This window comes from Sphingobacterium sp. 40-24 (assembly GCF_001899705.1).
Lineage (GTDB): Bacteria > Bacteroidota > Bacteroidia > Sphingobacteriales > Sphingobacteriaceae > Sphingobacterium > Sphingobacterium multivorum.
In genome coordinates, this window is record NZ_MKWH01000034.1 from 347,843 (window position 1) to 373,722 (window position 25,880).

General features: G+C 41.8%; 16 protein-coding genes. 5 read left to right on the forward strand and 11 right to left on the reverse strand.

Features of this window, described 5'->3' with window-relative positions; all coding sequences use genetic code 11:
* The first annotated feature begins 37 nt into the window (after window positions 1-37).
* Both BGP15_RS13295 and fabF read left to right on the forward strand, forming a co-directional pair.
* Window positions 38-631: a TetR/AcrR family transcriptional regulator gene (locus tag BGP15_RS13295; RefSeq protein ID WP_286769788.1), complete on the forward strand. Its 594-nt coding sequence runs from the start codon at window positions 38-40 to the stop codon at window positions 629-631.
* A 61-nt stretch (window positions 632-692) separates the two neighbouring features.
* A complete protein-coding gene (gene fabF, locus BGP15_RS13300) occupies window positions 693-1,931 on the forward strand; it encodes a beta-ketoacyl-ACP synthase II (RefSeq protein WP_286769789.1) in 1,239 nt (412 codons plus the stop codon).
* A gap of 736 nt (window positions 1,932-2,667) precedes the next feature.
* On the opposite strand, the gene BGP15_RS13305 is transcribed toward fabF, so the two are convergent.
* On the reverse strand, window positions 2,668-3,552 hold the full coding sequence (locus BGP15_RS13305) for an AraC family transcriptional regulator (RefSeq protein ID WP_286769790.1): 885 nt from the start codon (window positions 3,550-3,552) through the stop codon (window positions 2,668-2,670).
* A 496-nt stretch (window positions 3,553-4,048) separates the two neighbouring features.
* On the opposite strand from BGP15_RS13305, the gene BGP15_RS13310 reads away from it, so the two are divergent.
* From BGP15_RS13310 to BGP15_RS13320, 3 genes are all read left to right on the forward strand, one after another.
* A complete protein-coding gene (locus BGP15_RS13310; protein ID WP_286769791.1) occupies window positions 4,049-5,437 on the forward strand; it encodes an aminopeptidase P family protein in 1,389 nt (462 codons plus the stop codon).
* A 74-nt stretch (window positions 5,438-5,511) separates the two neighbouring features.
* Window positions 5,512-7,686, forward strand: a complete 2,175-nt coding sequence (locus BGP15_RS13315) for a S9 family peptidase (RefSeq protein ID WP_286769792.1) — start codon at window positions 5,512-5,514, stop codon at window positions 7,684-7,686.
* A gap of 22 nt (window positions 7,687-7,708) precedes the next feature.
* Window positions 7,709-9,382 carry a M1 family metallopeptidase gene (locus tag BGP15_RS13320; protein WP_286769793.1) on the forward strand — a complete coding sequence of 558 codons (1,674 nt, stop codon included), beginning with the start codon at window positions 7,709-7,711 and terminating at the stop codon, window positions 9,380-9,382.
* Between the two features lie 261 nt (window positions 9,383-9,643).
* Here BGP15_RS13320 and BGP15_RS13325 read toward each other — a convergent pair whose 3' ends face one another.
* From BGP15_RS13325 to BGP15_RS13370, 10 genes are all read right to left on the reverse strand, one after another.
* On the reverse strand, window positions 9,644-11,875 hold the full coding sequence (locus tag BGP15_RS13325) for a S9 family peptidase (protein ID WP_286769794.1): 2,232 nt from the start codon (window positions 11,873-11,875) through the stop codon (window positions 9,644-9,646).
* Entirely contained in the window at window positions 11,862-13,286 is a 1,425-nt protein-coding gene (locus tag BGP15_RS13330; protein WP_286769795.1) for an APC family permease, read from the reverse strand. The genes BGP15_RS13325 and BGP15_RS13330 overlap by 14 nt, the downstream gene beginning before the upstream one ends.
* Window positions 13,287-13,292: 6 nt before the next feature.
* On the reverse strand, window positions 13,293-15,065 hold the full coding sequence (locus tag BGP15_RS13335; RefSeq protein WP_286769796.1) for a DUF885 family protein: 1,773 nt from the start codon (window positions 15,063-15,065) through the stop codon (window positions 13,293-13,295).
* Between the two features lie 28 nt (window positions 15,066-15,093).
* On the reverse strand, window positions 15,094-16,359 hold the full coding sequence (locus BGP15_RS13340) for an NAD(P)/FAD-dependent oxidoreductase (protein ID WP_286769797.1): 1,266 nt from the start codon (window positions 16,357-16,359) through the stop codon (window positions 15,094-15,096).
* A gap of 23 nt (window positions 16,360-16,382) precedes the next feature.
* On the reverse strand, window positions 16,383-17,381 hold the full coding sequence (locus tag BGP15_RS13345) for a 4-hydroxyproline epimerase (RefSeq protein ID WP_046675727.1): 999 nt from the start codon (window positions 17,379-17,381) through the stop codon (window positions 16,383-16,385).
* A gap of 38 nt (window positions 17,382-17,419) precedes the next feature.
* A complete protein-coding gene (locus tag BGP15_RS13350; protein WP_286769798.1) occupies window positions 17,420-18,877 on the reverse strand; it encodes an aldehyde dehydrogenase (NADP(+)) in 1,458 nt (485 codons plus the stop codon).
* A 169-nt stretch (window positions 18,878-19,046) separates the two neighbouring features.
* On the reverse strand, window positions 19,047-19,946 hold the full coding sequence (locus BGP15_RS13355; protein ID WP_286769799.1) for a dihydrodipicolinate synthase family protein: 900 nt from the start codon (window positions 19,944-19,946) through the stop codon (window positions 19,047-19,049).
* Between the two features lie 402 nt (window positions 19,947-20,348).
* Window positions 20,349-23,444 (reverse strand): efflux RND transporter permease subunit, encoded by a 3,096-nt coding sequence (locus BGP15_RS13360; RefSeq protein WP_286769800.1) that lies wholly within the window; start codon window positions 23,442-23,444, stop codon window positions 20,349-20,351.
* Window position 23,445: 1 nt separating this feature from the next.
* Window positions 23,446-24,552 carry an efflux RND transporter periplasmic adaptor subunit gene (locus BGP15_RS13365; RefSeq protein WP_286769801.1) on the reverse strand — a complete coding sequence of 369 codons (1,107 nt, stop codon included), beginning with the start codon at window positions 24,550-24,552 and terminating at the stop codon, window positions 23,446-23,448.
* Window positions 24,552-25,823 carry a TolC family protein gene (locus BGP15_RS13370; protein WP_286769802.1) on the reverse strand — a complete coding sequence of 424 codons (1,272 nt, stop codon included), beginning with the start codon at window positions 25,821-25,823 and terminating at the stop codon, window positions 24,552-24,554. The genes BGP15_RS13365 and BGP15_RS13370 overlap by 1 nt, the downstream gene beginning before the upstream one ends.
* Between the last annotated feature and the right edge of the window lie 57 nt (window positions 25,824-25,880).

Here is a 25,880-nt window from a genome sequence, read left to right on the forward strand (position 1 = left end):
GTATTTTTTATATTTGCATTAAAAGAACAGGAATAACATGTCAAAAGCAGAACAGACACGGCAATATATCATTGAAAAAACTGCGCCCATTTTTAATAAGAAAGGCTATTTTGCGACTTCGCTCTCGGACATCACGACAGCGACAGGATTAACAAAAGGAAGTATCTATGGTAATTTCAAGGACAAAGATGACCTGGCTACTCATGTGTATACCTATCAGAGCAAAAAAATCTCCGAAGCCGTTAATCAGCAGATTATACAGCAAAAAACAGCGTTAAAGAAACTCTTGTCTTTTCTAGATTTCTACAAGGAAAATTTCAAAAATATCGCAGCTTCAGGAGGCTGTCCTATGATGAACGCGGCTGTAGAGGCCGATGACTCGCTGTCTTTTCTAACACCTAAAGTCAAACGCTCTTTTGACCTTTGGAAACAGCGGTTAATTCTAATCCTTGAAGAAGGAGTTGCCAGCGGCGAATTTAAACAGCATATTTCTACCGAAAATTATGCCATTACGTTTATGGCTATGGTTGAAGGCGGAATCCTGCTTTCCAAGATTTCCGGCCGAGCAAAAGATCTTGCCATTGTATTGGATAAAATGAAGGATATGGTGGATCGGGAGATCAAGGCGTAATTTTTTTTACAAAAACAAATACCAATTGGTATATTAATAGATTTATATCAAAAAAAAAGAGATGAAAAGAGTAGTAATAACTGGCATGGGAACGATTAACCCGCTGGGAGAAAATATAGACATATTTTGGGACAACATTTTACGGGGCGAGAACCACACAACGCTTATTAGCCGTTTTGATGCCTCGTTGTTTCGAACACAGATTGCAAGTGAAATTAAGCATTTTCAACCCGAAAAATACTTAGATAGAAATGAGATTAAACGAAGTGATCTCTTTACGCAATATGCTTTGTACAGTGCAGCGCAGGCGGTGGAAGATTCGGGACTAGATCTCGATACCATGGATCCATTTGATATCGGTGTAATTTGGGGTGTTGGTCAGGGTGGAATGGAAACTTTCGAAAACGAAGTTGAGGCTTACGTAACGGGAGATTATAAACCGAGATTCAGTCCTTTCTTTGTTCCTAGACTTATTGTGAATATGGCTTCAGGCATGATTTCAATGAAGTATGGCTTAAAAGGAATCAATTACACCACCGTATCAGCTTGTGCCACATCCAATACGGCCTTTATGGACGCCTTTAATTACATTAGGCTCGGCAAAGCCAAAGTCTTCATCAGTGGCGGTTCAGAAGCCCCCATCACCCCGGCTTCAGTTGGCGGCTTTTCTGCCATGAAAGCCATGTCGAGCCGACATGATAGTCCACAGACTGCAAGCAGACCCTTTGACCGTGATCGTGATGGTTTTGTCATGGGAGAAGGTGCCGGAGCACTCATCTTGGAAGAATATGAACATGCCAAGAAAAGAGGCGCAAAAATTTACGCGGAGCTTGTTGGAGCTTCAATGACCGCCGATGCTTACCATATGACCTCGCCCCATCCCGAAGGGATAGCGGCAGCCAAAGCCATGTCATTAGCTTTGGACGAAGCAAAAATCAATGCGAGCCAGCTTGACTATTTAAATCTCCACGCGACTTCAACGCCTGTTGGTGATATTGCCGAACTTAAAGCCGTGCAACGGGCTTTTGGCAACTCAGGCAATCTTTGGGTCAGTTCTACCAAATCAATGACAGGCCACTTACTAGGAGCTGCCGGCGCTATCGAAGCAATCATTGCCATAAAATCCATCAACAATAATGTAATTCCTGCAACAATTAATATTGAAAATATCGATCCCGATATTCCCGAAGGAATTCATATTGTCGTCAATCAGCCCCTGGAAAAAACAGTTCAGACCGCAATGAGCAATGCCTTTGGCTTTGGAGGACACAATTCGAGTATCGTCTTCAAAAAGATTTAATTTTTTTGAAATAAATCTTGACAAAGTGTAATAAACACACTATCTTTGTAGCATCATAATTTAGGTTTATAATTGGTTATTTAAGGTTTTCATTCTCCCCGTTTGAAAACCTTTTTTTTTCGCCTATTTTTTTTCATCAATTGCACGTATAGATCTGCTTTTTGAATCGTTATTCCTGTTTGAAGGTCTTTAGGTTTATTTCCAGGAGTCGAATGGGTATAGAATTAGCATTACATCTGCATATCAACTTATAGCTAATCACAATTTTCAATCAATTTTTAGACAGTGATTCGTCACTCGTTATTCAGTTTCCACTGAGTCATCACTGAACGAGCACTGAACAAGCACTGTCTAAAACTATAATATAATTCCTACTTGATCCACAGTTGATTCGAAAAAAATTAAGACGAAAAAAGACAGGAACCCTTTGGTATTCCTATGCTTGGTTTTGGAGTTGCCCCCGCTAAGTTATCCGCAAAAGGTCTGCAGTGTCTAGAACGGGATCCCCAATTAGTCAGTACGAAAGAGAGGACATTCTAACTGTCTTACACGTACATTGGAATTTAAAATGTGGTAAAATAGCAATTAAAGGATGCTATTTAAGGGCTATAAAAAACAGCGAGGCAACGGAAGTTGCCTCACTGCAAACCTGTTCTTTCATTTTACGAGTTTTAAATCGATAGTTGCCTTGTTGTACTTTAGCGGCAAGCCTAAATCTTGATTTCGGTACTGTATTCTAAATCACAGAGTAAAGCGTTTGTTTATATTGCTGCACATACTCTTTTGGATTGCAGCCTACGATTTGTTTAAAAACCCGATTAAAATTGGTAATGCTATTAAATCCGCAGTTATAGGCAATAAATGAAACACTGTCTAAGTGATCTTCATTTAATTGATTACACACTTCCTTGACTCTTATTCTATTGAGGTAGGTAACAAAAGTTACACCACAATGCTTTTTAAAATATCGACAAAATGCCTGTGGAGTAAGATTTGCATGGTCAGCAACATCTTCCAGCGTAATTTCGTCTTTATAGTGCTCCTTAATATAATTGCAGATGATATTAATGCGATTTGATCCGTGCATCGTATCAAAGGCAACTTCCACCCGTTCGTTACAAAGTGCTTCCGCCTCGCGTGAAATATTTGCCAATGCTCTTAATAAATAGAAAAAGTGCATTAACTTATCCATTTGGTCCGCAGATTTTAATAAACAGACCCGTTCTGCTATTTGGGGAAAATATGAATCGGGAACCTTAAACCCTCTTGAGTTGTTATAAATAAACTGATTCAACGATTCAAATTCCTCCAGGGAAAAAAGCGATTTAAGCTTTCCATTTGGATCGAAAAAAATGGAAACGGAGCGAGATTCATTCGAGAATCCGTCCTGGGAGGCAGACTTAAATACATGGGGTTGATTCGCTCCCAAAAAGAAAATATCATTTTCCTTAAAAGGATGTAAGGTGTCTTCCACAATCAAAACTCCCTTACCTTTTTTTATCCACATTAATTGAGCTTCTTGATGTCGATGAAAATGAGGATAAAAAGTTTCTAATACATCTTCTTGTATTGTCAAGCTTTGTCCTCGCATGGTCGGCACATTAAATTGGAGCGTTTTCATAGGTTTGTTTAGTTTATGTTACTGCTTAGTTAACATAAATATAACAACTCCAAAGCAACAACACTACTTTCGAATAAAACATAAAAATACTATACTAAAATATGTTTAGAATTCGACAATATTTAATAATCCTTTAATTATATCCCAAACAAAATAGAGAATTCGCAACAAAAATAGATGATTAGTAAAAAAATGGGTTAAAATACAATTAGACATTGATAAATTGTGATAATTATTATTCAAGGGAAAGACTGAACTTTATTAAATTTCATTTTTGATTCTTTTTAATATAAAAAAAGCGATTACATTATTTTGTAACAATGACAATCGCCATTGATCCAAGATAGACCTGTTAAATTATTCATTTTGAAGCGCACAAATTTTACGATATTCGTATTGGGCAATAGTCCCTTAGATAGACAATCCTGCTTCGAGCCGAAGTGGAACAATTCATGATTTTAGCAAAAAACATTACGTCCTTTAATTTCTATAACTTATGTTCAAAAAAGAAATATATCTTAATCGCCGAAATAATCTGTTATCAAAGTTCACAACTGGCAAAATTCTTTTGCTAGGTAACATTGAAAATCCGATCAATTTTGAGCACAATACCTATCCATTTCGTCAAGACAGCAGCTTTTTATATTATATCGGTATCAAAAGTCCACGTTTGGCGGCCGTATTGGATACTGAAAAAAACGAGACCATATTATTCGGCGACGAAATGACAATCGACGATATTGTGTGGATGGGTCAACAGCAGACTTTAGCTGAAAAAGCCGACCTGTCAGGTATCAGCAAAATCCTGCCTTTCAATCAACTTTTCGACTATCTTAGCAAAGGAAGGCAGGAGCATATTCACTATCTTCCTCCTTATCAGTCGCATAATAAATTATTAATTGAGCAGCTAACCGGCCGTACTGCAAATCAGCTCACCCCCTCTGTGGCTTTGATTAAAGCAGTCGTCGCACAAAGAAGCATTAAATCGGCAGAAGAAATCCTCGAACTGGAGAAAGCGGTAGATATTGCCGTTGAGATGCATCGTATCGCTATGCGTATGACAAAACCTGATTGTTACGAATATCAAATCAGTAATGCCATGCAGCATTTTGCGCAAGATCAGGGAACGTCCTTCTCCTATCCGCCGATAGTTACAAAACGGGGTGAAATATTACACAATCATATGCAATTTCACCAACTTTATGCAGGTGACCTCCTGCTCAATGATTCGGGCGTCGAGACCGCTATGGGCTATGCTTCAGACTTGACCAGGACCTTTCCCGTAGGAAAACGCTTCACTGCGCTACAAGAGGAAATGTACCAAATCGTCTTACATGCGTTTAAGACGGCAGAACAGCTGCTGACCTCCGGAATCCACTTTAAAGAAATTCATCTAAAAGCTTGTGAAGCGCTTGTCGACGGACTTATACAAACAGGATTTATGAAAGGTAATGCGCAAGATGCCGTCGCGAATCATGCCCATGCGCTTTTCTTTCAGTGTGGACTCGGCCATATGCTCGGTCTTGATGTGCATGATATGGAGGATCTCGGTGAACAATATGTTGGATATACCGAAGCGGAACCGAAAGACACCCAAACTTTTGGCATTAAATCGCTGCGGCTAGGTAAGAAGCTGGAAGCGGGCAATGTGCTAACCATTGAACCCGGCATCTATATTATTCCGGAATTAACGCAGCTTTGGGAGCAACAAAATTTACACAAAGAATTTGTCAACTATGATTTCTTAAATAAACACCTCGATTTTGGTGGGGTTCGTATTGAAGACAATTACCTGATCGAGCAGAATGGTTACCGACGTCTCGGACAATACCTTGAACGTGAAATCCAGGAAATCTATCAGCTCAAAGACAACCCTATTGACTAAATAAACTCATGATAAAACCCTAAAAGTGTCGTTAATCCCATTTAAGGGACAGATACACGTAAACAGATAAACAAATGAACAGAATTAAACAGTTAGTCCTCCTTATTCTTCTACTGGTTTTTTATGCCCCAAATTTACTTGTTGCACAGCGATTGTGGACAGATCAGGGTGACCAGTATTATGAATTTTCCGACAAGGGAATAGAAACGGTAAATCCGATAAATGGAATGCGAACAGTCTTCCTTTCGCAACAATTACTTATTCCGAAAGGCGCAACGGCAGCCTTAAAAGTCGAAAATTTTTCCATCTCCAAAAATAAGGAGCTTATTTTGATCTATACCAATAGCAAAAGAGTATGGCGAGAGAATACGCGCGGTGACTATTGGGTTTACAACAAGAAGACCAATCAATTGCAACAGCTGGGCAAGAAATTCCCGGCCTCACAACTGATGTTTGCGAAGTTCAATCCGCAAGCGGATAAAGTAGCATACGTGAACAAAGCTGACCATAATATCTACCTAGAGGATCTCAACAATGGTAGCATCGTTGCCGTTACCAACGATGGAACAGACCGTTTAATCAATGGCACATTCGACTGGGTGTATGAGGAAGAATTTGGCTGTAAAGATGGTTTCCGTTGGTCTCCAGATGGCACTTCCCTTGCTTATTGGAAACTTGACGCCCGCAACATCCGCAATTTTCTAATGATCAACAATACCGATAGCCTCTACTCCTACACCATTCCCGTAGAGTATCCTAAAGTTGGACAATCACCGAGTGCCTGCTCCATATGGACTTATGAACTTGCAAATAGCAAGAACACACAGATCAATATCCCGGGAGATCCCAACCAGCATTACATCCCACGTATGGAGTGGTGCCTTGATAGCAAACAACTTATTCTGGAGCAGCTCAATAGAAAACAGAATGAGAGCAAGATCTACACTATTGCACTCTCCGATAATAAAGCGCAGAACATACATCAGGAGCAAAGCGACTCGTGGATTGATATCAAAGCACGGTGGAACAACAATGATCCTTCCGGATGGGACTGGGTTCAAGGTGGAAAGGCCTTCATCTGGGTATCCGAAAAAGACGGTTGGCGAAAAATTTACCAGATCGATCTAGCGGGCAATGAAAAACTGATCATGAAAGCCGATTATGATATGATCAACCTTGATTTTTTCGATCCGAAAAATGAAACTATTTATTTTACAGCCTCTCCAAGCAATGCGACACAAAAATACCTCTATAGTGTGTCTACAAAAGGCGGCGTTCCAAAACGACTGACTCCAGCCTCCTATGAGGGAACCTGCGATTATGATATTTCAAAAGACGGTAAAATTGCCATCTTCAACTTTAGCAACCGGACAACATTACAGCACAATGCCGTTATTGAATTACCGACTCACAAAATACGCGTAGACTTTGAACTGAAACGTGAAAAGAAAGTCAGCGACGGCATTGCGGAGTTTTTTAAAGTTAAAACTACCGACGGTATTGAATTAGATGGTTGGATGGTAAAGCCCCTGGATTTTGATCCCAATAAAAAGTATCCTGTTGTCTTTATGGTCTACGGCGAACCCGCATCACAAACTGTCATAGACAATTTTGGAGCAGGTTACAACAGTCTCTATAAGGGAAATATGGCGCAGGACGGTTATATTTATATTTCGTTGGATAATCGCGGAACGCCTGCTCCTAAAGGCAGTTCTTGGCGAAAAAGCATCTACCGCAATATCGGAAAGCTCAATATTCGCGACCAGGCTCTAGCAACGCAAGAAATACTGAAATGGCCGTTTGTCGACAATTCACGCGTGGCCGTTTGGGGCTGGAGCGGTGGCGGATCAAGCACGCTTAATCTGCTTGGGCAATATCCGCAGATCTATAAAACCGGTATTGCCATTGCAGCGGTAGCCAATCAGTTACTTTACGACAATGTATATCAGGAACGCTATATGGGCCTCCCGCAAGAAAATCTGGCAGATTTTGAAAACGGCTCGCCACTGAAATATGCAAAAAATATCAAAGGCAACCTACTCTACATCCATGGAACCGGCGACGACAATGTGCACTATCAAAATGCAGAAGTCCTGATCAATGAGCTGATCAAAAATAACGTGCAGTTCCAGTTGATGTCTTATCCGAACCGCAGCCATTCCATTAGCGAGGGACAGGGCACACATGAGCATTTAAGGACATTATTTACAAACTATCTCAAATTACATTGCCCTCCGGGAGGAAGATAGACTGAATAATTTTTATCAAAAAATGAAAAGAATACTATTATATGCATTGGGTACCTGCGGTCTATTGAGCGCAGGTATACAGCAATCGGCAGCGCAGCTGATGAAAGAAAAAAATGAATTCACCAGAGCGGATTCACTGCGCGGATACCTAACACCACTACGCACCTGCTACGACATCCAATACTATCATCTGGATGTTAAGGTGGATATAGACAATAAATATATTTCAGGTTCAAACCTTTTCCGTTTCAAGGCCACGACTGATTTTAACCGCCTGCAATTTGATCTTTTTGCAAATCTTAAAGTCAATAAAGTCATTTATAAAGGGAAAGAACTTTCCTTTACCAGAGAACACAACGCTGTCTTTGTCGAATTTCCTACTGCGATCAGGAAAGGGACACAGGATGAATTTACCGTGTTTTATGAAGGTCATCCGACAGAGGCGGTTAAAGCTCCATGGGATGGTGGCTTTGACTGGAAAAAAGACAGCAAGGGCAAACCGTGGGTAGCAACCGCATGCCAGGGTATGGGCGCGAGTGTCTGGTGGCCAAACAAAGATCATCAATCCGATGAAGTGGACAGTATGCTCATTTCCATTGCCGTTCCCAAGGAGGTGATGAATGTGTCCAATGGCCGCCTGGTCAAAGTAGAAAAAATGAAGGATGGCTATACCAAGTACCATTGGAAAGTCTCCAATCCGATCAACAACTACAATGTCGCCATCAATATTGGCGATTATGTTCATTTTAAGGAAAAATATAAGGGTGAAAAAGGGCCTTTGGATGTTGATTACTATATCTTGCGCGAAAATGATACAGCAGAAAAGAAAGCCCATCTTCAAAAAAATGCCAATCAGACCTTAGAGGCTTTTGAACATTGGTTTGGTCCATATCCGTTCTATGAAGATGGCTATAAACTCGTTGAAACCTACCATACAGGCATGGAACACCAGAGTGCCATCGCTTATGGAAACCATTACCAAAATGGCTATCGCGGCGGCGATGCGTCGGGAACTGGCTGGGGACATAAATGGGATTTTATTGTGGTCCACGAATCTGGCCACGAATGGTTTGGCAACAATATTACCTCGGCCGATCTGGCCGATATGTGGATCCATGAAAGCTTCACGAATTATTCTGAAGGTTTATTTATCGACTATTTCTATGGCAAAGAAGCCAGCCAGGCTTACGCGCATGGTATCCGAACTGGAATCCAAAATGACAGCCCCATACAGGGTCCCTACCACGTCAATAAAGAAGGATCTGGCGATATGTATCCCAAAGGCGGTGTCATGCTCAACATGATCCGTACAATGATTGACAACGATGAAAAATGGCGAAATATTCTCCGGGGACTAAATAGCAGGTTTTATCATCAGCAAGTCGATTATACTGATATTGTCAACTACGTAAATCAGCAATCCGGTTTAGACCTGTTAAAAGTATTTGAACAGTATGTACAGCATACCGCCATTCCTACACTGGAAATCAAACAAGATCCTTCGGGGAGAGTCTTGGGCCGATGGATCAGTGAAGTCAAAGGCTTCCATATGCCTATACATATTGGGGTAAAAGGTCAAAAAAGAGAACTTATCCAGTTGGATCAACGTTTCAGACCGATTAAAATAGCCGGTTTAACGAAAGATAATATTGATATCGATACGTTCAACTATTATATCGGCGTATTGGTCGAATAAAACGGATTCAAGGTTACAGACATAAAATAAATGCAACGCCCCGGAAAGTAAGTCACTTTCTGGGGCATTGTATTTATTGAACCACTCTTATCGCTTCATAAGTATTCCCAATTGGCCCCTTCATGACTTCGCGAACACCAAAAGCAATGAAAGCAAACTGAAGGTTCCTTCTGTCCAATAAGATCAGGTACTTTCAGAAAAAATAGGCAATAAACCTACATTACTGGATCATTCATTATAGGATCATTAGCCTACTAACGATCAATACTGACTCCATACAGGCGGGTCTACGCCAAGTAGATGTCTAACAAAATAGTCCCTCCTTTTTCGTTCACCATAATCTCCCCCAGAAGAATGTCCCATCCCAGGAACCATAATAAAATCATGGTTCTTACGCGCTTTGATCAAGGCATCAACCAATTGGAAAGTGGATGAAGGATCCACATTATCATCCAGTTCTCCAACAATCAACAAAAGATTTCCTTCCAGCTTAGCGGCATTTTCAATATTGGAGCTGGCCGCATATTCAGGCCCTACAGGCCAGCCCATCCATTGCTCGTTCCACCATATTTTATCCATTCGGTTATCGTGGCAACCACAGGAGGAAACACCAACTTTGTAAAACTCCGGATGGAATAACAGCGCGCCCGTCGAGCTTTGACCGCCAGCCGACGTTCCATAGATCCCTACTCTACCGATATCCATGTATTTGTATTGTTTCGAAGCGGCCCGCATCCAGGCGATCCGATCGGGAAAGCCCGCATCTTTCAGATTTTTCCAACAGATATCATGAAAAGCCTTTGAACGATTTGACGTCCCCATTCCATCGATCTGCACCACGATAAAGCCCAATTCCGCCAATTCATACATCCCACTCGGGTTGCTGTAGAATGATTTGGGCACGAAAGAGCTATGCGGTCCCGCGTAAATATATTCGATGACAGGATAACTTTTTGCAGGATCAAAATTGGTCGGTCGAATAATAATACCCCAGATATCCGTTGCACCATCCCGTCCCTTGGCTTTAAAGACTTCTGGAGCACGCCAGCCTACCGCTTCGAGCAAGCTGCTGTTTGTTTTCTCCAGTTCCATGATAAGACGACCATGGTTGTCGCGCAATACTGAAATTGGCGGCTGATCAACTCGGGAATAGGTATCCACAAACAAGGAATAGTCTTTATTGAAAAAAGCTTGATGATTTGCATTTTCTTCCGTCAGCAGTTTTAAGCCCTTTCCATCTAAACCGATTGAATAATAATGGATCAAATAGGGATCTTCCTCTGCATTCATACCACTGCCTTCAAAAATGACCGTTCGTTTGTCAGCGTCGACATGTACAACTTTCCGAACCACCCAATTTCCCTTTGTGATTTGATTTTTCACTTTTCCGGTAGATCCATCATAAAGATACAGGTGGTTCCATCCGTCACGCTCAGAAGCCCACACAATTTCCTTTCCATCGGCTAGATCCTCCCGATATTTCTTACCGCTATAATCGATAAAGGTCTTATTTTGTTCTCGGATCAAATAACTGGACATACCGCTATTGGCATCCATTTGCATGACACCATAGACCTGATGCCCGCGTTTGTTATACTCGAAGGTAAATGCTCTACTGTCATCTCGCCAGGATAATTCCGAAAGATAAAATTGATTCGGTATAAGCTCCGCATCAAATACCCACAGTTTATCTTTTTCGAGATCATATAAAACGGGTAGTTTTTGCGCTAATTCGTCACCAGGTTTGACATAATCTCGTGTCTGAATCTTTGGCTGTAATTGATCTTTAGGGGAAGATTCAATAAGCGTCAGTTGTCTGATCTCTATTTTTTGTGTTTTTACTGTAGCCAATTTCCGGCTATCCGGTGCCCATTGAATATCATTGCTATAGTAGTTTGACGTATTACCATCAAACGTAATTTGTCGCGCCTGATTTAAGTTTCCCTTCTTTGCTAAGAAAACATTATTGTTGCGGATAAAAGCAACATGTATTTTATCTGGAGATTCAACTTCCCGATAGGTATTTCCTTGTTCACGCTGCCCCCAATATCGCGGATTGCGCTCTTTACTTCCACTTGCAGCGCCCTGGCTCAATTGCGCGGAACGGCGGTTCCAAATCCAAAAGTATCCCGCGATATCGAGCGAAACCTGATCCTGGTCCATCAATTTTATCTGATCATTGGAAATAACACGATTTTCGACTTTTCGTCCCAGCTTTTCATCCACCAAGGAAAATACCTTCGTCAGATCAAACAGCTGTTCTTTTGTTTTTGCCTGGGGATTGACCAAAATGTACTCTTTTCCCTGCGCCGTATTTCGATCATACCAAAACAGATCCCCCCGATCATTCCAATAAAACTGACCCGGCAGATTTTCGATTCTGTTGGTCAATTGTTTTTTTAAGTTTTGTGCACGTGTATAATCTACCAAAGTTCCTTGACCAAACAGAAACTGCGCAGACAACAACAAAACCACTGTACTAAGAAGCTTCATACTTTCTTCGCTTAGGATTAATTAAATAATAGATAGGGATACCCAAGAGTGCAATGATAATTCCTGGCCAGGTATAATTTGGCTTAAAAATAACCATCAAGCCGATAAAGGCTAGCCCCATCAGAATATAAAGAATGGGAAGAAAAGGATATCCAAATGCTTTATAGGGTCTGTTCAAATCTGGACGCGTGATACGGAGGCGAATAATACCTGCAATTGCAAGGACATAAAAGATCACGACCACACAGGTAATCATATCCAATAAGTCACCATATTTTCCGCTCAAACACCATATTGACGCAGCAAGACACTGTATCCAGAGGGCCCAGGCGGGTACCGCATGTGCATTCAGCTTGCCTGCCCTTTTAAAAAACAAACCATCTTTAGCCATGGAATAATACACCCTCGCACCGGCCAGGATAATTCCATTATTGCAACCGAAGGTACTAATCATGATCATAATGGCTATAATCGTGATCCCAAAAGGGCCGAATACTTCTTGTGCCACACTCATCGCTACCCGATCCTTTGGTGCGTTGACCATAGCTTCCAAAGGCAATATGCCCGTATACATTAAATTGGTCAACAGATAGATGACGGTGACCAGCAAAGTCCCTAATGCCAGACTCAATCCGATATTGCGTTGCGGATTCTTAATTTCGCCCGCTACAGCTGAGGATGAGTGCCAAGAATCGCTACTGAAGAGGGCTCCGACCATAGCCGCAGAAAAAGCACCCATTGCTGAAAACCCATCATAAGATGTGTAGGTTCCATCCACATTTAAGCGGCGCATGGACCAAAGCGAAATATTGTCCCAGTTCAAAGCCCAAACTTCATGTTTCAAAGCCAGGAAGCCAAAGAGCAACAAAAGCAACAGGCTCCCAATTTTGATCAATGTAATGGATGTCTGCACACGCTTTCCGCTATTTACACCCCTTGAATTAATGTAGGTTAATACCATAATGACCGCAATGGCCAGCACCTGTGCTGCCGAGACGCGGTAATCTGACCATTCAAGCAGATAGACATCTTCGTCCATAAAGGGGAAAAGGTAGGCAGTGAATTTAGCAAACGCAACGCCGACGGCGGCGATTGTCGCGGTTTGTATCACAGCAAAAAATGTCCAGCCAAATACAAAACTCAATACGGGACCATAAGCCTCCCGAAGATAAATATATTGGCCACCGGCCTTGGGAAACATCGCGCTGAGTTCACCATAACTCAATGCTGCTGTTAAAGTCATAAATCCACAGATTAGCCAGACAACCATCATCCAACCCGCAGAACCGGTATTGCGTGCGATATCTGCAGAAACGATGAAAATTCCAGAACCAATCATACTTCCAACAACAAGCATCGTTGCATCGAGCAATCCCAGCGACTTTTGAAAAGTTTGTTTTGACTCACTCATAAACACCTAGTTGTTAAAATGATAGAATTTCCAATTTGTCTCATGGTCTGGTTTTAATTGCTCGCCTTTGATAATCGCTCTTAGCATTTCCATGGGCAGGTAATTTTCTTTAATCACACGATCATGAAAATCAGCAAATGACATTTTACCCTGATCAACCACCTCCTCTTTGATCCGCATCAGTTGTAATCCGCCGACCAGATAAGCCAACTGGTATAAGGGATCATATGAACCTTCAAAAGACCTCTTTACTTCACCATGGGCATTAGCAGACTCAAATCCCACCCTGTTTACCAAGTAATCTATGCATTGCTGCGGCGTCCATTCACCCAAATGAAATTTAATACTAAAGGTTATTCGCGCACAGCGGTGCATACGCCAAAATAACATTCCTATACGCTCTTCGGGAGTTTTGGCAAATCCTTTACTATACAATAATAATTCCCAATAAAGTGTCCATCCTTCTGTCCAAAAGGGTGTATTAAACGCTTCCTCGCGATAAGGCTTGTAGCGCCTATTCATAAAATATTGCAAATGATGACCGGGGATCAATTCATGCTGCACAGTACCGCGGGAGAAATAAGGATTATTACCACGCATACTCATCAATTTTGCCTGTTGATCCATCGTGTTGGTTGGATATGATATACTAATTTCCCGACCACCCGTAAAAAAAGGGTTGACACGCTGACGTTCTGGGGTCATCATGATCATTCCCCAAGTTTCATCTGCCAGTTCAGGAATATCCATGAGTTTATTTTTTTGAATAAACTGCTGTGCATCGTTATACAATTTCAGGATGAGTTCCGGCTGTTTCCCAATGGGAACGTAGGAGTTTTTAACCTGCTCCTGTGCTGCCCGCCAGTCGTCTCCAAACCCCATTTCACGACTCGCTTTCAATAACTCTGCTTCACACCATTTAAACTCTTGATCAGCCAATTTTAGCAGATCGGCAGCTGTATAACTGATCATTTCAGCTTTGAGTCTTCGGTTTATTTCTTTTTCGCCAATCGGCACACCCGCAATCTGGCTACCATCATCAAAAACTTTCCGGTCGCTTTTTGCGGCTAATTTCTCCTTATAATCCGACAATTTACTTTTCACCTGTTGAAATATGGCGGGTACCCACCAGGTAAATTCAGGGTCGTATCCATTATAGAAATCGAAGGTGCTTGTTATCCTTAAATCCAAAGAATTTAATAGGCCAACCAAAAAGTTCACATCTGCATCAGGAATATTGGTCTTTTCTTGCAAAGCGGTTATCGATCGATCGATTTCATCGACAACCCGCGTCAGCTCTTTCGCGACATCTTCTCCGGCCAAACGCTTTCCTCTACGACGTTCCTTTTCGAGTGCAAATATTCGTTGTGCGAAAGGTAGATACAGGGATAACCTGTTGTAATTCGACTCATCTTCTTTCAATGAAAGGAGATCACTTTTTAGTTTGCGCTTCAGTAAGATAAAATCCACCTGCCCAGATGTTTCAAGTTCTTCATAGGGAAATTTGTCCAATTTGTTCAAATATTCGTTATCCAAACGTTGAAGACGTGCCAGCTGTTCGGGTGAAGCCGCAGCCCGTTGATTGCCCCAGCCTTTGGGCATTGGACCATAGAAATAGTTGATCGCCTCAACATCATGCCCATATTGCACGATATAAGGTTCTATGGGGGTGGTATGCTCGTATAATTTCATCTTTTGTGCATGTGTGGATACCGGGAATAGAAAGAGTAGTCCATAAAACAGTGTTTTGGGAGCTTTAAAAGAAAAAGAACGATTCATAATTCAGGTATTGGTTTATATCATAATTTTATCGATCAAAACGATCGGGCCTAAACCCATCAATATCAGCCTGTATTTTTTGTCCGGCCAATAAATCTGCAATGATTTTCCCGTATGCTGGACCTAAACTCAAGCCCATCATCCCACCTCCACCGGCAACCAGGACATTGTCAAATTTTTCCAATCGTCCCAAATAAGGCAATCCATCGGGCGAGCAGGGCCTATAACCATACCATATTTTTTCCTTTGGATAATCGACTTGTAGCTCCGGGTAATATTTGGGAATAGACTCTACTATGCCACGAACACGATTTTCATAAATTTTATCATTTGCAGGTCCCAATTCCATCGTACCACTGAATCTGATCTGGCCATTCATGGGGGTTACAGCAACACGAGCTTCCAGTAATAATGCCGCATGATTCAAGCTCTGCTCACCCTGGGGCTGATACATAAAAGAATATCCCTTTCCGGGCATAAGTGGTGTATTTACCTGCAACTTCGACGTCAACTGGGGCAAATAAGCACCACCGGTTAACACAAAAGCATCAGCCTGAAAACTTCCTTTATTGCTGACTGCCTCTTTAATCTTATTTCCGGCCGTCATAAATTTATAGACTTCAGTATCTTCGAAAAAAGCAACACCTGCAGCTTTCAGGTATTGAATCAATTGCTGCATTAACTTGGGTGGATATAGTTTTCCATCGCAGCGATAAAGTATAGCACCCAATACATCTAGCTTCAGATTAGGTTCCAGTTCTTGAACGGTATTTCCTTCGAGGATATCGACATCGAGTCCGAGGTCCTGTGCACGATGCGCCAGCTCAATATCCTCATGTTGCATTTCTTTCGATTTATACATCATCAGGATACCATTCTGCTTCAGTTCAAAATCAAAATTATCTTCTTGGGCCAGTTCGTCATACAAGCGGCTGCTATAGAGATTCAGGTCACGTATGGCGGAAGCATGTTGCTCCACATGCGCGCGGTTGGCATGTTTTAGGAATTTCAGACCCCAATTGATCAACCGCGGATTGAGCGAAGGCCGTACATAAAAGGGGCTTTTACTATTGAACATCCACTTTATTCCTTGCGCGACTATCCCGGGGGCTGCCAAGGGCGTAAAATGACTGGGGACGATCATGCCTGCATTGCCATAAGAACAATTATTGTCCAAAGTATTTTTTTCCAGGATTTTCACATCCCAACCATCTCTCACCAGGTAATAGGCCGAAGCAAGACCAGCAATTCCAGCACCTATTACAACAACTGTACCTCTATTATTTTCTTTCACGTTGCTCTTTTCTTATTAATGTATTAAATCACCTGAAAACCGCCAAAATAAGGATCTTCATCATCCAAAAAAATGGTATTATATCCTGTTATCCGTGCCCAGCCTTCGATGGACGGCACAATAGCAGGCTTACCATCCACGGTTGTTTCCGCTTCAATTTTGCCGGTAAATTGTGAACCAATATAACTTTCATGTATAAATTCCGTTCCTTTTTTAAGCTTCCCTTTCGCGTACCACTGCGCCATACGCGCCGAAGTACCTGTACCACAAGGAGAACGATCCAAGGCATTATCGCCAACCAGTACGGCGTTGCGTCCGGACGAGTTGGGAAGCGTTGGATTACCTGTCCATTGGATATGTGTCAACCCATGAATATTCGCATCTTCGGGATGAACAAAAGCATATTTTTCGTTGAGCAGTTGACGAATTATTTTCCCATAATGGATCAATTGGCTCGCAGAATAAGAACTGATATCGTCAAAATTAGCCTGGGGATCAATAATACCATAGAAATTGCCACCGTAGGCAACATCGACGCTGATAATTCCTAAATCTGGACAGTCTACCGTTAGCCCTTCAGCATATAAAAAAGACTTGACGTTAGTAAGCTTTACGCTTTTCACCTTAGGACCCTCTTGAACATAATCGATATGTACAAGTCCTGCCGGAGTTTCCAACCTTAATTTTCCGGGAATTTTAGGTTGAACGAGTCCCTCCTCGATGGCAATCGTTACGGTACCGATCGTTCCGTGTCCGCACATAGGCAGACAACCACTGGTCTCAATATAAAGAACGCCGATATCGTTTTGCGGATCAAATGGTGGATAAAGCATACTTCCACTCATCATGTCATGTCCCCTTGGTTCAAACATCAATCCTTTGCGAATCCAGTCGTACTCACGTATAAAATGCAATCTGCGCTCCATCATGGAATTACCCGCTAGCAATGGGGTTCCCCCTGCAACCAATCGTACGGGACAACCACAGGTATGCGAATCAATACAAAAAAAAGTCTTCTTCATTTCTGAGTCCTTGTTGTTTATATGGTCATTTATCTATATTATGCTTTCGTCCATTGTTGATTGACCAGACGATCAATTTGTAATGGGTTTCCGTCTTTTAGCTCTTTAGGTAAAAACTCATTCGGCCAATTCTGGAAGCTAAAAGGTCGGACGAACCGTTTTACCGCATCTGGCCCTACTGAAGTAAAACGAGCATCTGTGGTTGCTGGATAAGGTCCGCCATGCTGCATGGCATACTGAACCTCTACGCCTGTTGGCATACCTTGGAACAGCAGTCTTCCGCATTTGTCCTGAGCCATTGCAAAAAGAGCCGGGCATTCATGCATGTCCTGCGCCGTGGCAGCGAAAGTCAGGGTAATCTGCCCATCAAGCTGTTGCATGACAAGATTCATCTCATTTTGGTCGTTACAGGATACAATCAGCCCAAAAGGTCCAAAAACCTCTTCCAGCAAGTTGGGATTGTTTAAAACCTGACTGGCTTCAGTTTCGACAACTACAGCCCGGGCAAAATCATGTGGTGTATTACCTTCGCCTTCCCCCAATACGCTGATCCCTTCCGATTGAACCATTTCGCCTTTTAGGCGATTGTAGCTATCCAGAATACCCGCATGTAACATTTTCCCTGTAGCAGCAGATTTTAGTTCGCTCTTTAGGGCCAGTTTGAGCCGATCGAACGGTTCGCCCGCCAAGCCTACCAATACACCCGGATTAGTACAAAACTGCCCTACACCGAGGAGTAATGATCCAATATACTGCTTTGCAAATGCTTCCAGATGATTAGCGAGGTAGTCTTGCAAAATAAAAACAGGATTTACGCTTCCCATTTCAGCAAATACCGGAATAGGTTCAGGTCTCGACTGCCCTAAATCAAACAAGGCTTTTCCGCCACGAAATGAACCTGTGAATGCCACAGCCTTTACCTGTTTATGGCTAACCAACTGTTGCCCAACAGCAAATGAATCTGACAGCACATGATTAAAAACACCAGTCGGAACGCCCTGTTTTGAAACCGCACGATCAATGGCGTCAGCCATTAATTGGGAGGTTTTAAGATGCGCAGGATGAGCCTTTACGATGACTGAACAGCCGGCACCAATGGCACTTGCAGTATCTCCGCCAGCAGTTGAAAAGGCGAAAGGAAAATTACTCGCGCCAAAGACGACCACTGGACCAAGTCCTTTATTATATTTCCTTAAATCAAATTGGCCATTTGGATCCCGATCTATCCGAGCTTCACTGTATAAACCAGTACGAACGGCATCGGCATATCGACGCCATTGATTGACTGTTCTCGCCTTTTCACCCTGCAGTCTTCCCAAAGGTAGTGCCGTTTCCAGATGAGCCGTTTCAATCAATATTTCGCCCAATTCCTCAATTTCAGCGGCAATGGCATACATCAATTCCGCTCGTTCGATGACATCCGTTTGTTGAAGAAACTGAAATCCAGCCTCCGCCTGTTTTACGACGTAATCAATCTCATTTTCGTTTCTATCCATTCCTTTTGTTTTTATGGTAAATAGTATCTTCAAAAATCAATAAAAACCTTCCCTATATTTTCATTCCTTGCGGTTACTCAATATAATAAGAAGGTCCTTTTCGCGTATTTTTACTTGGTTCTAAAAAGAAAATTTCCTGAACTCTCATCCAGAGAGTTCAGAAGCATTCCTATAATTGTGGTCTCGTTGCGATTGAATCTGCAATAATTTTTTTCACACGTTGTTCTTCCTCACCGATCAACGGTAATCTTGGCGCGCGTGTATAAGGTGTTGAAATTCCTTCAGCTGTAGCGGCCAATTTAATGTATTGGACCAATTTAGGATGAATATCCAATTCCAACAAAGGCATAAACCAACGGTATATTTCTACCGCTTTTTTATATTCACCAGCTTTCACAAGATTATACATAACCACTGTTTCTCTTGGGAATGCGTCCACCAATCCAGCGACTAACCCATCAGCCCCTAACATTAAAGACTCGAGCCCCAAGGTATCTACACCGGCCATAATCTTTAATCGATCACCAAAACGATTTTTCAAACGCGTGATATTGGTTAAATCTCGTGTAGATTCTTTCACTGCCTGGATATTTGGTTCCAATAAGAGTTCCTCAAACATATCCAACGATACATAAGTACTATAGTCAACAGGGTTATTATAGATTAAAATTGGCAGTTTGGTACTTTGTGCAACAGCACGAAAATAAGCGACAGCTTCTCTATCATCGGCTCTATAGCGCATTGGTGGCAATAACATCAAACCATCGGCTCCCAATTCCTCACTGGTCTGCGCCACTTTGATCGCAGCAGCAGTTGTATTTTCTGCAATATTTAGCAATACGGGTACACGACCACCAACAAGTTTCAACGCATAGGTCAATAAATCATACTTTTCTTCTGTAGTCAAAACACTTGCTTCCCCCAATGATCCAGCGATAATCAAACCGTGAACACCTCCATCCAATTGTGCTTCAATGTTTTTACCAAACATATCAAAATCCAAATTTCCATTTTCATCAAATGGTGATAACATTGCAGGATATATTCCTTCCCATTTAAATTGTGCCATAGCGTATTATTTTAATATTTCTTTATCACAAATCTATCTGGAATAGTACGTTCAGTCTTCTTATGAATTAATCAACACTGACCTAATATTGACCTTTTCTCGTAAATACAACTCACGAGGATTCAAAAGAATGTTTTTTCTAATTTTAAATACAGCTTTATAACTTATCTCGGCAAAACTTCAACGAAGTGCTTTTTATGTTGAGGCTTAATTTAAGGAACTTAAATGTAAATTCAACATTTATAACAAGATTTACACAAAATAGCATGTAAACGATATATCGCTATTCGCTTCAACTTTGGATCGCTATTACGAAACGTACAGCTGCATGTTAAAAATAACAAAGGTTGCACTGTCGGACAGGCAACCTTTGTATCGTATATAATAATTAAAAATGGGTAACTAATCGCGGTTCTCCTTCTTATAAGCGAAGTAAAAAACAATAGGTAGTACTGAAAACGAGAGAATCATACAAATAATCAATCCACCAACAATCATAATCGCCAGGGGTTTTTGAATTTCAGACCCCATACCGTTTGAAAGTGCAGCTGGCAATAAGCCCATCGCCCCCATTAATGCAATCATTAAGATGGGTCTGATCCGGCTTTTGACAGCTTCATAAATAGCAGGTTTCAAGCGCATTTTATTCAACAGATTTTCTTTCATAATCCCGATTAAGACAATACCATCAATCGTGGCTACGCCAAAGAGAATAATAAATCCGATACCGGCCGAAATTCCAAATGTCGTTCCAGTAATCCACAAGGAAATGAATCCACCAATAAAAGCAAAGGCGAGGGTCAGTGAAGAAATCAGCGTATCTTTGCCATTACCAAAATTGGCATACAGCAAGAGTAAGATCAAAATCAACGAAATTGGCACAACATTCATCAGTTGTTTTGTTGCCCGTTCCTTGCTTTCGAATTCACCAGCCCAGACGACCTTATAGGATTTGGACAGTTTCACATCTCTTTCTATCTGTTTTTTCGCATCGGCAATTGTGCTTCCCAAATCTCGACCTTCAATATTGAAGCCAACACCAATATAGCGGGAATTCCCTTCTCTGTAAATAAATGCCGGCCCGGTATGATAATCTATTGTTGCGATCTCCCGTAGGGGTACTTTCTGATCATTCATCGTCGGAATAATGATATTTCCGATCTTCTCGGGGTTGTCGCGGTATGATTTTTGGAAGCGCAGGCGAACATCAAAGATCCGCTCATTTTCGTAGAAATGTGTCACAGATTGCCCCCCGATAGTCATTTCGATCACGGACTGCACATCTTTGGTTGAAACGCCATATTTAGCCATTTTTGAATCATGCAGTTGAATGCGGAGTTCTGGCAAACCTATATTTTTAAAAACATTGACATCCGTAATGCCATTGACCTTTTTTAGTGACTCTGCAAACTTATTGGCCTTATTCTCTAAATCTTGTAAGTTTTCACCAAAGATTTTGATAACTAGTGGACTTTTTACCCCGGCCACATACTCCTCCACATTATCCTGAATCGGCTGGCTAAAGCCAAAGTTGATTCCAGGAAAAGTCTGCAGGCTATCCCGCATCTGACTGATCAATTTCTCTTTGGAAAGTTTACGTTTCCACTCCCCCTCGGGCTTCAATTCAATATTAAATTCAATATTAAAAAAGCCTGTTGGATCCGTGCCATCATTGGGACGGCCTGTCTGTGTCATTATAAAGTCGATCTCGTCAAACTGATTCATCAGTTTTGTTTTCATTGTTTTGGTCAGCTTCACCGATTCTTCCAGGTTGACACTATTGGGTAAGGTTGCGCGAACATAGATTGCACCCTCATTCAATTTTGGAAGAAACTCGGAACCATAATGGCTAAACCGGAACATACAGACGAACAAGACAACCATAAAAATAGACAATGTCCATTTTGGATGGTCAAAAGCCTTTTTAAAACCTTTAAAAATGGCATTACGGCTGACTTTAGTGATCTTATTTTCATCATCTTTGATGTTCTTTTTTAATAAGTATTTACACATCGCGGGCACATAGGTCAAACTTAGGATCAAGGATCCCAATAAGGCGTAACCGAGCGTAAAGGCTAATGGTGAGAACATTTTTCCTTCCACCTTTTGAAAAGAGAAAATAGGAGTCAGTGCGACAATTAAAATCAATAGCGCAAAAAAGATATACCCCGCTACGGAACCCGCACTTTTCTTAATGATCCCTAGCTTGGAGATTTTATTAAAGCGTTCCGTCCCAAGCCGATGGGCCTCTTTTTCCAAAGAGACAAAAACAGTCTCGACGATTACCAATGTTCCTTCGAGCAAGAGTCCAAAGTCCAACGCCCCCATTGAAATCAGATTGGCCGGCAAACCTTGTATTTTCAATAATATGATGGCAAACAGGAAGGCCAATGGAATCACTGATGCCACGATAAAGGTTGTCTTCCAGTTATTCAAAAAGATAAAGACAATAATCGAAACCAGAATAACCCCTTCTATCAGGTTTTTGGAAACCGTATGCACGGTATTATTCACCAGTTTAGTACGATCTATAACGGGTTCGATCTTGACATTTTCGGGTAAAATACGTTGGTTTAGCTCTTCGATTTTTGCCTTTAGCCTTGTGACGACAGCCGAAGGATTTTCTCCCCGCAGCATAATGACTATTCCCTGTACAAGATCATCTTCCTGATTGAGTCCCACTTGGCCAAGTCGTGGCTTTGCGCCCAGTTCTATTTCGGCTACATGTTTGACTAAAATCGGTGTATTGCCGACCACCTTGATCAAAATATTACCAATATCGTCGATCTTATCCAATAAACCTACCCCACGAACGACATAGGCTTGATTTCCTTTTTGGATCACATCGCCACCGACGTTGATATTCGAACGCGATACGGCTTCATATACGTCCAGTGGCGACAAGTTATAATTCGCCAGCTCTGTTGGGTTGATCTTTATTTCATAGATCTTTTCCTCCCCCCCAAAACTCACGACGTCCGCCACACCTGGCACCCCCACAAGTTCCCTTTCGATCACCCAATCTTGAATGGCAGAGACTTCTTTAATCGGAAGATTGCTCTTCACCACATAGCGAAAAATTTCTCCGGTAGCACCCGAAGGTGGTTCGATGGAGCTTTCCGCGCCGTCCGGCAAATCGATGGAACGCATCTTATTACCCGCATACTGCTGGGCATAAAAGTCCTCTACACCATCCTCAAATTGGATCGTTACAACGGATAAGCCAAACAAGGAGATCGAACGAACATCCGTTTTCTTTGGGATGGTATTCATCTCTTTGGTTACCGGTAATGTGACGAACTTCTCGATTTCTTCAGCACTACGTCCCGGCCATTGTGTGATAATCCTGACCCGTGTATTGGTGACGTCGGGGAAAGCTTCAATCGGTGTATGCAGGTAGGCGTATACCCCGCCGAATAATAATGCCAACGTAAAAAATAGGACGACCAAGGAGTGTTTCAATGAAAACGAAACAATATTTTGTACAACTTTCTTCATCCTATCTATTTATCAATTCATCAAATACAATCAGCTCATTTTCTGTCAGCACCTGATCTCCCTCGGCTATTCCTGTTTTGACAAAAGCATAGGTTTCATTCTCAGCAACAATATCCACAGGCTTTACGGACAGATCACAGTCATTTTTGTACAGCACCACGAAATTCTGGTTATTATGCAGAATGATGGCATCTTTGGGAATAGCCAGCATCTGCTGTTCTTGTCCTGAAACAGCTTTTTCCACCAATACATCCACACTCATGCCCGGCTTTAACCTCAGGTCTTTGTTCAACAACTTTACACGCGCCTTGACGACACGTTCTTCAGGATCGAAGAAATTGGCTACCTGATCAATATAGCCATCAAAAGATTCCCCTTTATAGGCTAACGTGGTGATTTTGACAGGCGCACCATTTTTCACAAAAGGTAAATTATTTGCATAAATATTGACCGAAACCCATACTTCATTCAGTTTACTTACTGAAAGTAATTCGGCATCATCACCCACTGTCATACCAGGGCTCACCTTTTTATCAACTATATAACCCGCTTTGGGTGCACGGATGTAAAATAGACCATTTTCTGATGATCCATTGAGCAGGTTCATATTGGCCTTTACATGACGTATTCCGATTTGTGTGGCTTTCAATTCGCTTTCCATCTCTTCTAGTTCCCGTTGGGAAGCCATACCATCTTTCAGTAGACTGCGAAGACTTGCCAATTTACTCTCCACCAAGCGCTTGCTATTCTCCAGCTCACGCATCTCCTTTCCTAAATCATTGACCGAGGTCCCTTTAAGCGATACGAGAATCTGTCCCTTCTCCACATAATCACCCATCTTGACGGAGACAGACTGCACGATACCGGGTATCGGGCTCTTTAGTGCAGCAAGCTCATCCTGATCGTATTGAATGACCCCATTTAAAGCGATCTGTTCAAATACCGCCCGCTTCTGAATCGAATCAATTTTAATTTGGTTTTTGAAATCTGCGCTAAGGCAAAAACCTTTAGTTGGCGGCGTAACCTGCTCTTCATTTTTCGTTGATTGACAGCTCCACAATAAACATATGGGCAGGAGTGTCAGTGGCATTAAAAAGTTCCCTTTCATTAGACAATGTCCTTTCCGATTAAATACGTCAATTCTTCCTTATACTGAAGGTATTTTGCCCTGCGCTCCAATATTGATTCTTTGTTTTCCATGTAATTATTGATAAAGTCTATAAATTCAACGATGGTCAACCGTCGTTCTTGAAAATTGCGGACATAGCGTTCAAGCGCGACATCCAGTTTACGATCAAAGCCTGTATCCATCGTTTTCAAGCTCGATTCGAGATTGCTCAAACGCGCCGAAAGGAAGTCGATCTCTCGTTCTATATCGATACGAAATTGTGCGATTTCAACTTTGTTTTTCTCAAGTTCCAGTTGAGCAACTTTGATATTGCCCTGGTTTCGATTAAATAAAGGAAGATCCATAGCAACACCCAGGCCTATAAAATCGCGCATGATATTTCCGCCCCGGTCATAATTCATTGATACTTTGAGATCTGGTGTACGTTCTGCTTTTTCGATTTCCAACTGCGCATTACTTTTCTTCCAGGTATTGTGGATGATTTTATAGTCGCTACGGCTTTCCAGGGCCATCATTTTCCATTCCTGTTTCGTCCCCAGGAGAAAAAGTGGCATACCTATCGTATCCGAAATGTAAAGTGCAGTCCCCTTATCTCCTAGATAGCTCGCAACTGTATTCATTTTTGCAATTTTTTCCTGCTGGATTTCGTTGAGTTTATTCCCAAATGCAATCGACTCACTTTCAATCCTGAGATAGTCCATTTCACTCACATTGCCTTCTTTCCATTGATTTTGAAAGGACTTCGCTAGGGTCTGAAAAATATCGACCTGACTACTGTATAATTGTTCTTTTTCCTGTAAGATCTGTAGTTCGAGGCATTGGCTCCGGAGATCATATTTCAAATTCCGCAATAATTCTTCAAATTGAAGCCGGGCATTCTCTTTTTCCAAAAGCTGCAATTGCACCCTTTTTTTCCGTTTCCCGGCCATTTCGATCGTCTGTTCCAGCTCAACAGCCAGCTGCTGATATTTACCATAATGACCGATCAGCGCAGGAAAGGATTCGCTGCTGGAATTTTTCCAAAGATTGACCTCTGAGATTGAGATCGTTGGATTGGGCCAGAGCTTTGCCTGAAGTACTGCTGCATCAGCCTGTTGTATATGAAAACGTTGTGCCATTAAGCTCAGGTTATGCGCAAGGAACACCTGTTCAATCTCCGATTTTCGTAAACGGCTTTCAACCGCTTCCTGCGAAAATAGTTTGCTACTCAGGCCAAGAAGTAAAAATAATGTAATACGTAGCTTTCTCACTTAATTTTGAATTTCCACAAAACTAACGGACAGAGATTACAGGCAACTTTAGGTTAA

Bases quoted from the DNA above. Each gene is read 5' to 3' on its own strand.
- BGP15_RS13350 (WP_286769798.1), bottom strand. From the start codon at position 18,877: ATGGATAGAAACGAAAATGAGATTGATTACGTCGTAAAACAGGCGGAG.
- BGP15_RS13355 (WP_286769799.1), bottom strand. From the start codon at position 19,946: ATGGCACAATTTAAATGGGAAGGAATATATCCTGCAATGTTATCACCA.
- BGP15_RS13305 (WP_286769790.1), bottom strand. From the start codon at position 3,552: ATGAAAACGCTCCAATTTAATGTGCCGACCATGCGAGGACAAAGCTTG.
- BGP15_RS13335 (WP_286769796.1), bottom strand. From the start codon at position 15,065: ATGAATCGTTCTTTTTCTTTTAAAGCTCCCAAAACACTGTTTTATGGA.
- BGP15_RS13325 (WP_286769794.1), bottom strand. From the start codon at position 11,875: ATGAAGCTTCTTAGTACAGTGGTTTTGTTGTTGTCTGCGCAGTTTCTG.
- BGP15_RS13345 (WP_046675727.1), bottom strand. From the start codon at position 17,381: ATGAAGAAGACTTTTTTTTGTATTGATTCGCATACCTGTGGTTGTCCC.
- BGP15_RS13330 (WP_286769795.1), bottom strand. From the start codon at position 13,286: ATGAGTGAGTCAAAACAAACTTTTCAAAAGTCGCTGGGATTGCTCGAT.
- BGP15_RS13365 (WP_286769801.1), bottom strand. From the start codon at position 24,552: ATGAAAGGGAACTTTTTAATGCCACTGACACTCCTGCCCATATGTTTA.
- BGP15_RS13315 (WP_286769792.1), top strand. From the start codon at position 5,512: ATGAACAGAATTAAACAGTTAGTCCTCCTTATTCTTCTACTGGTTTTT.
- BGP15_RS13310 (WP_286769791.1), top strand. From the start codon at position 4,049: ATGTTCAAAAAAGAAATATATCTTAATCGCCGAAATAATCTGTTATCA.
- BGP15_RS13320 (WP_286769793.1), top strand. From the start codon at position 7,709: ATGAAAAGAATACTATTATATGCATTGGGTACCTGCGGTCTATTGAGC.
- fabF (WP_286769789.1), top strand. From the start codon at position 693: ATGAAAAGAGTAGTAATAACTGGCATGGGAACGATTAACCCGCTGGGA.
- BGP15_RS13360 (WP_286769800.1), bottom strand. From the start codon at position 23,444: ATGAAGAAAGTTGTACAAAATATTGTTTCGTTTTCATTGAAACACTCC.
- BGP15_RS13295 (WP_286769788.1), top strand. From the start codon at position 38: ATGTCAAAAGCAGAACAGACACGGCAATATATCATTGAAAAAACTGCG.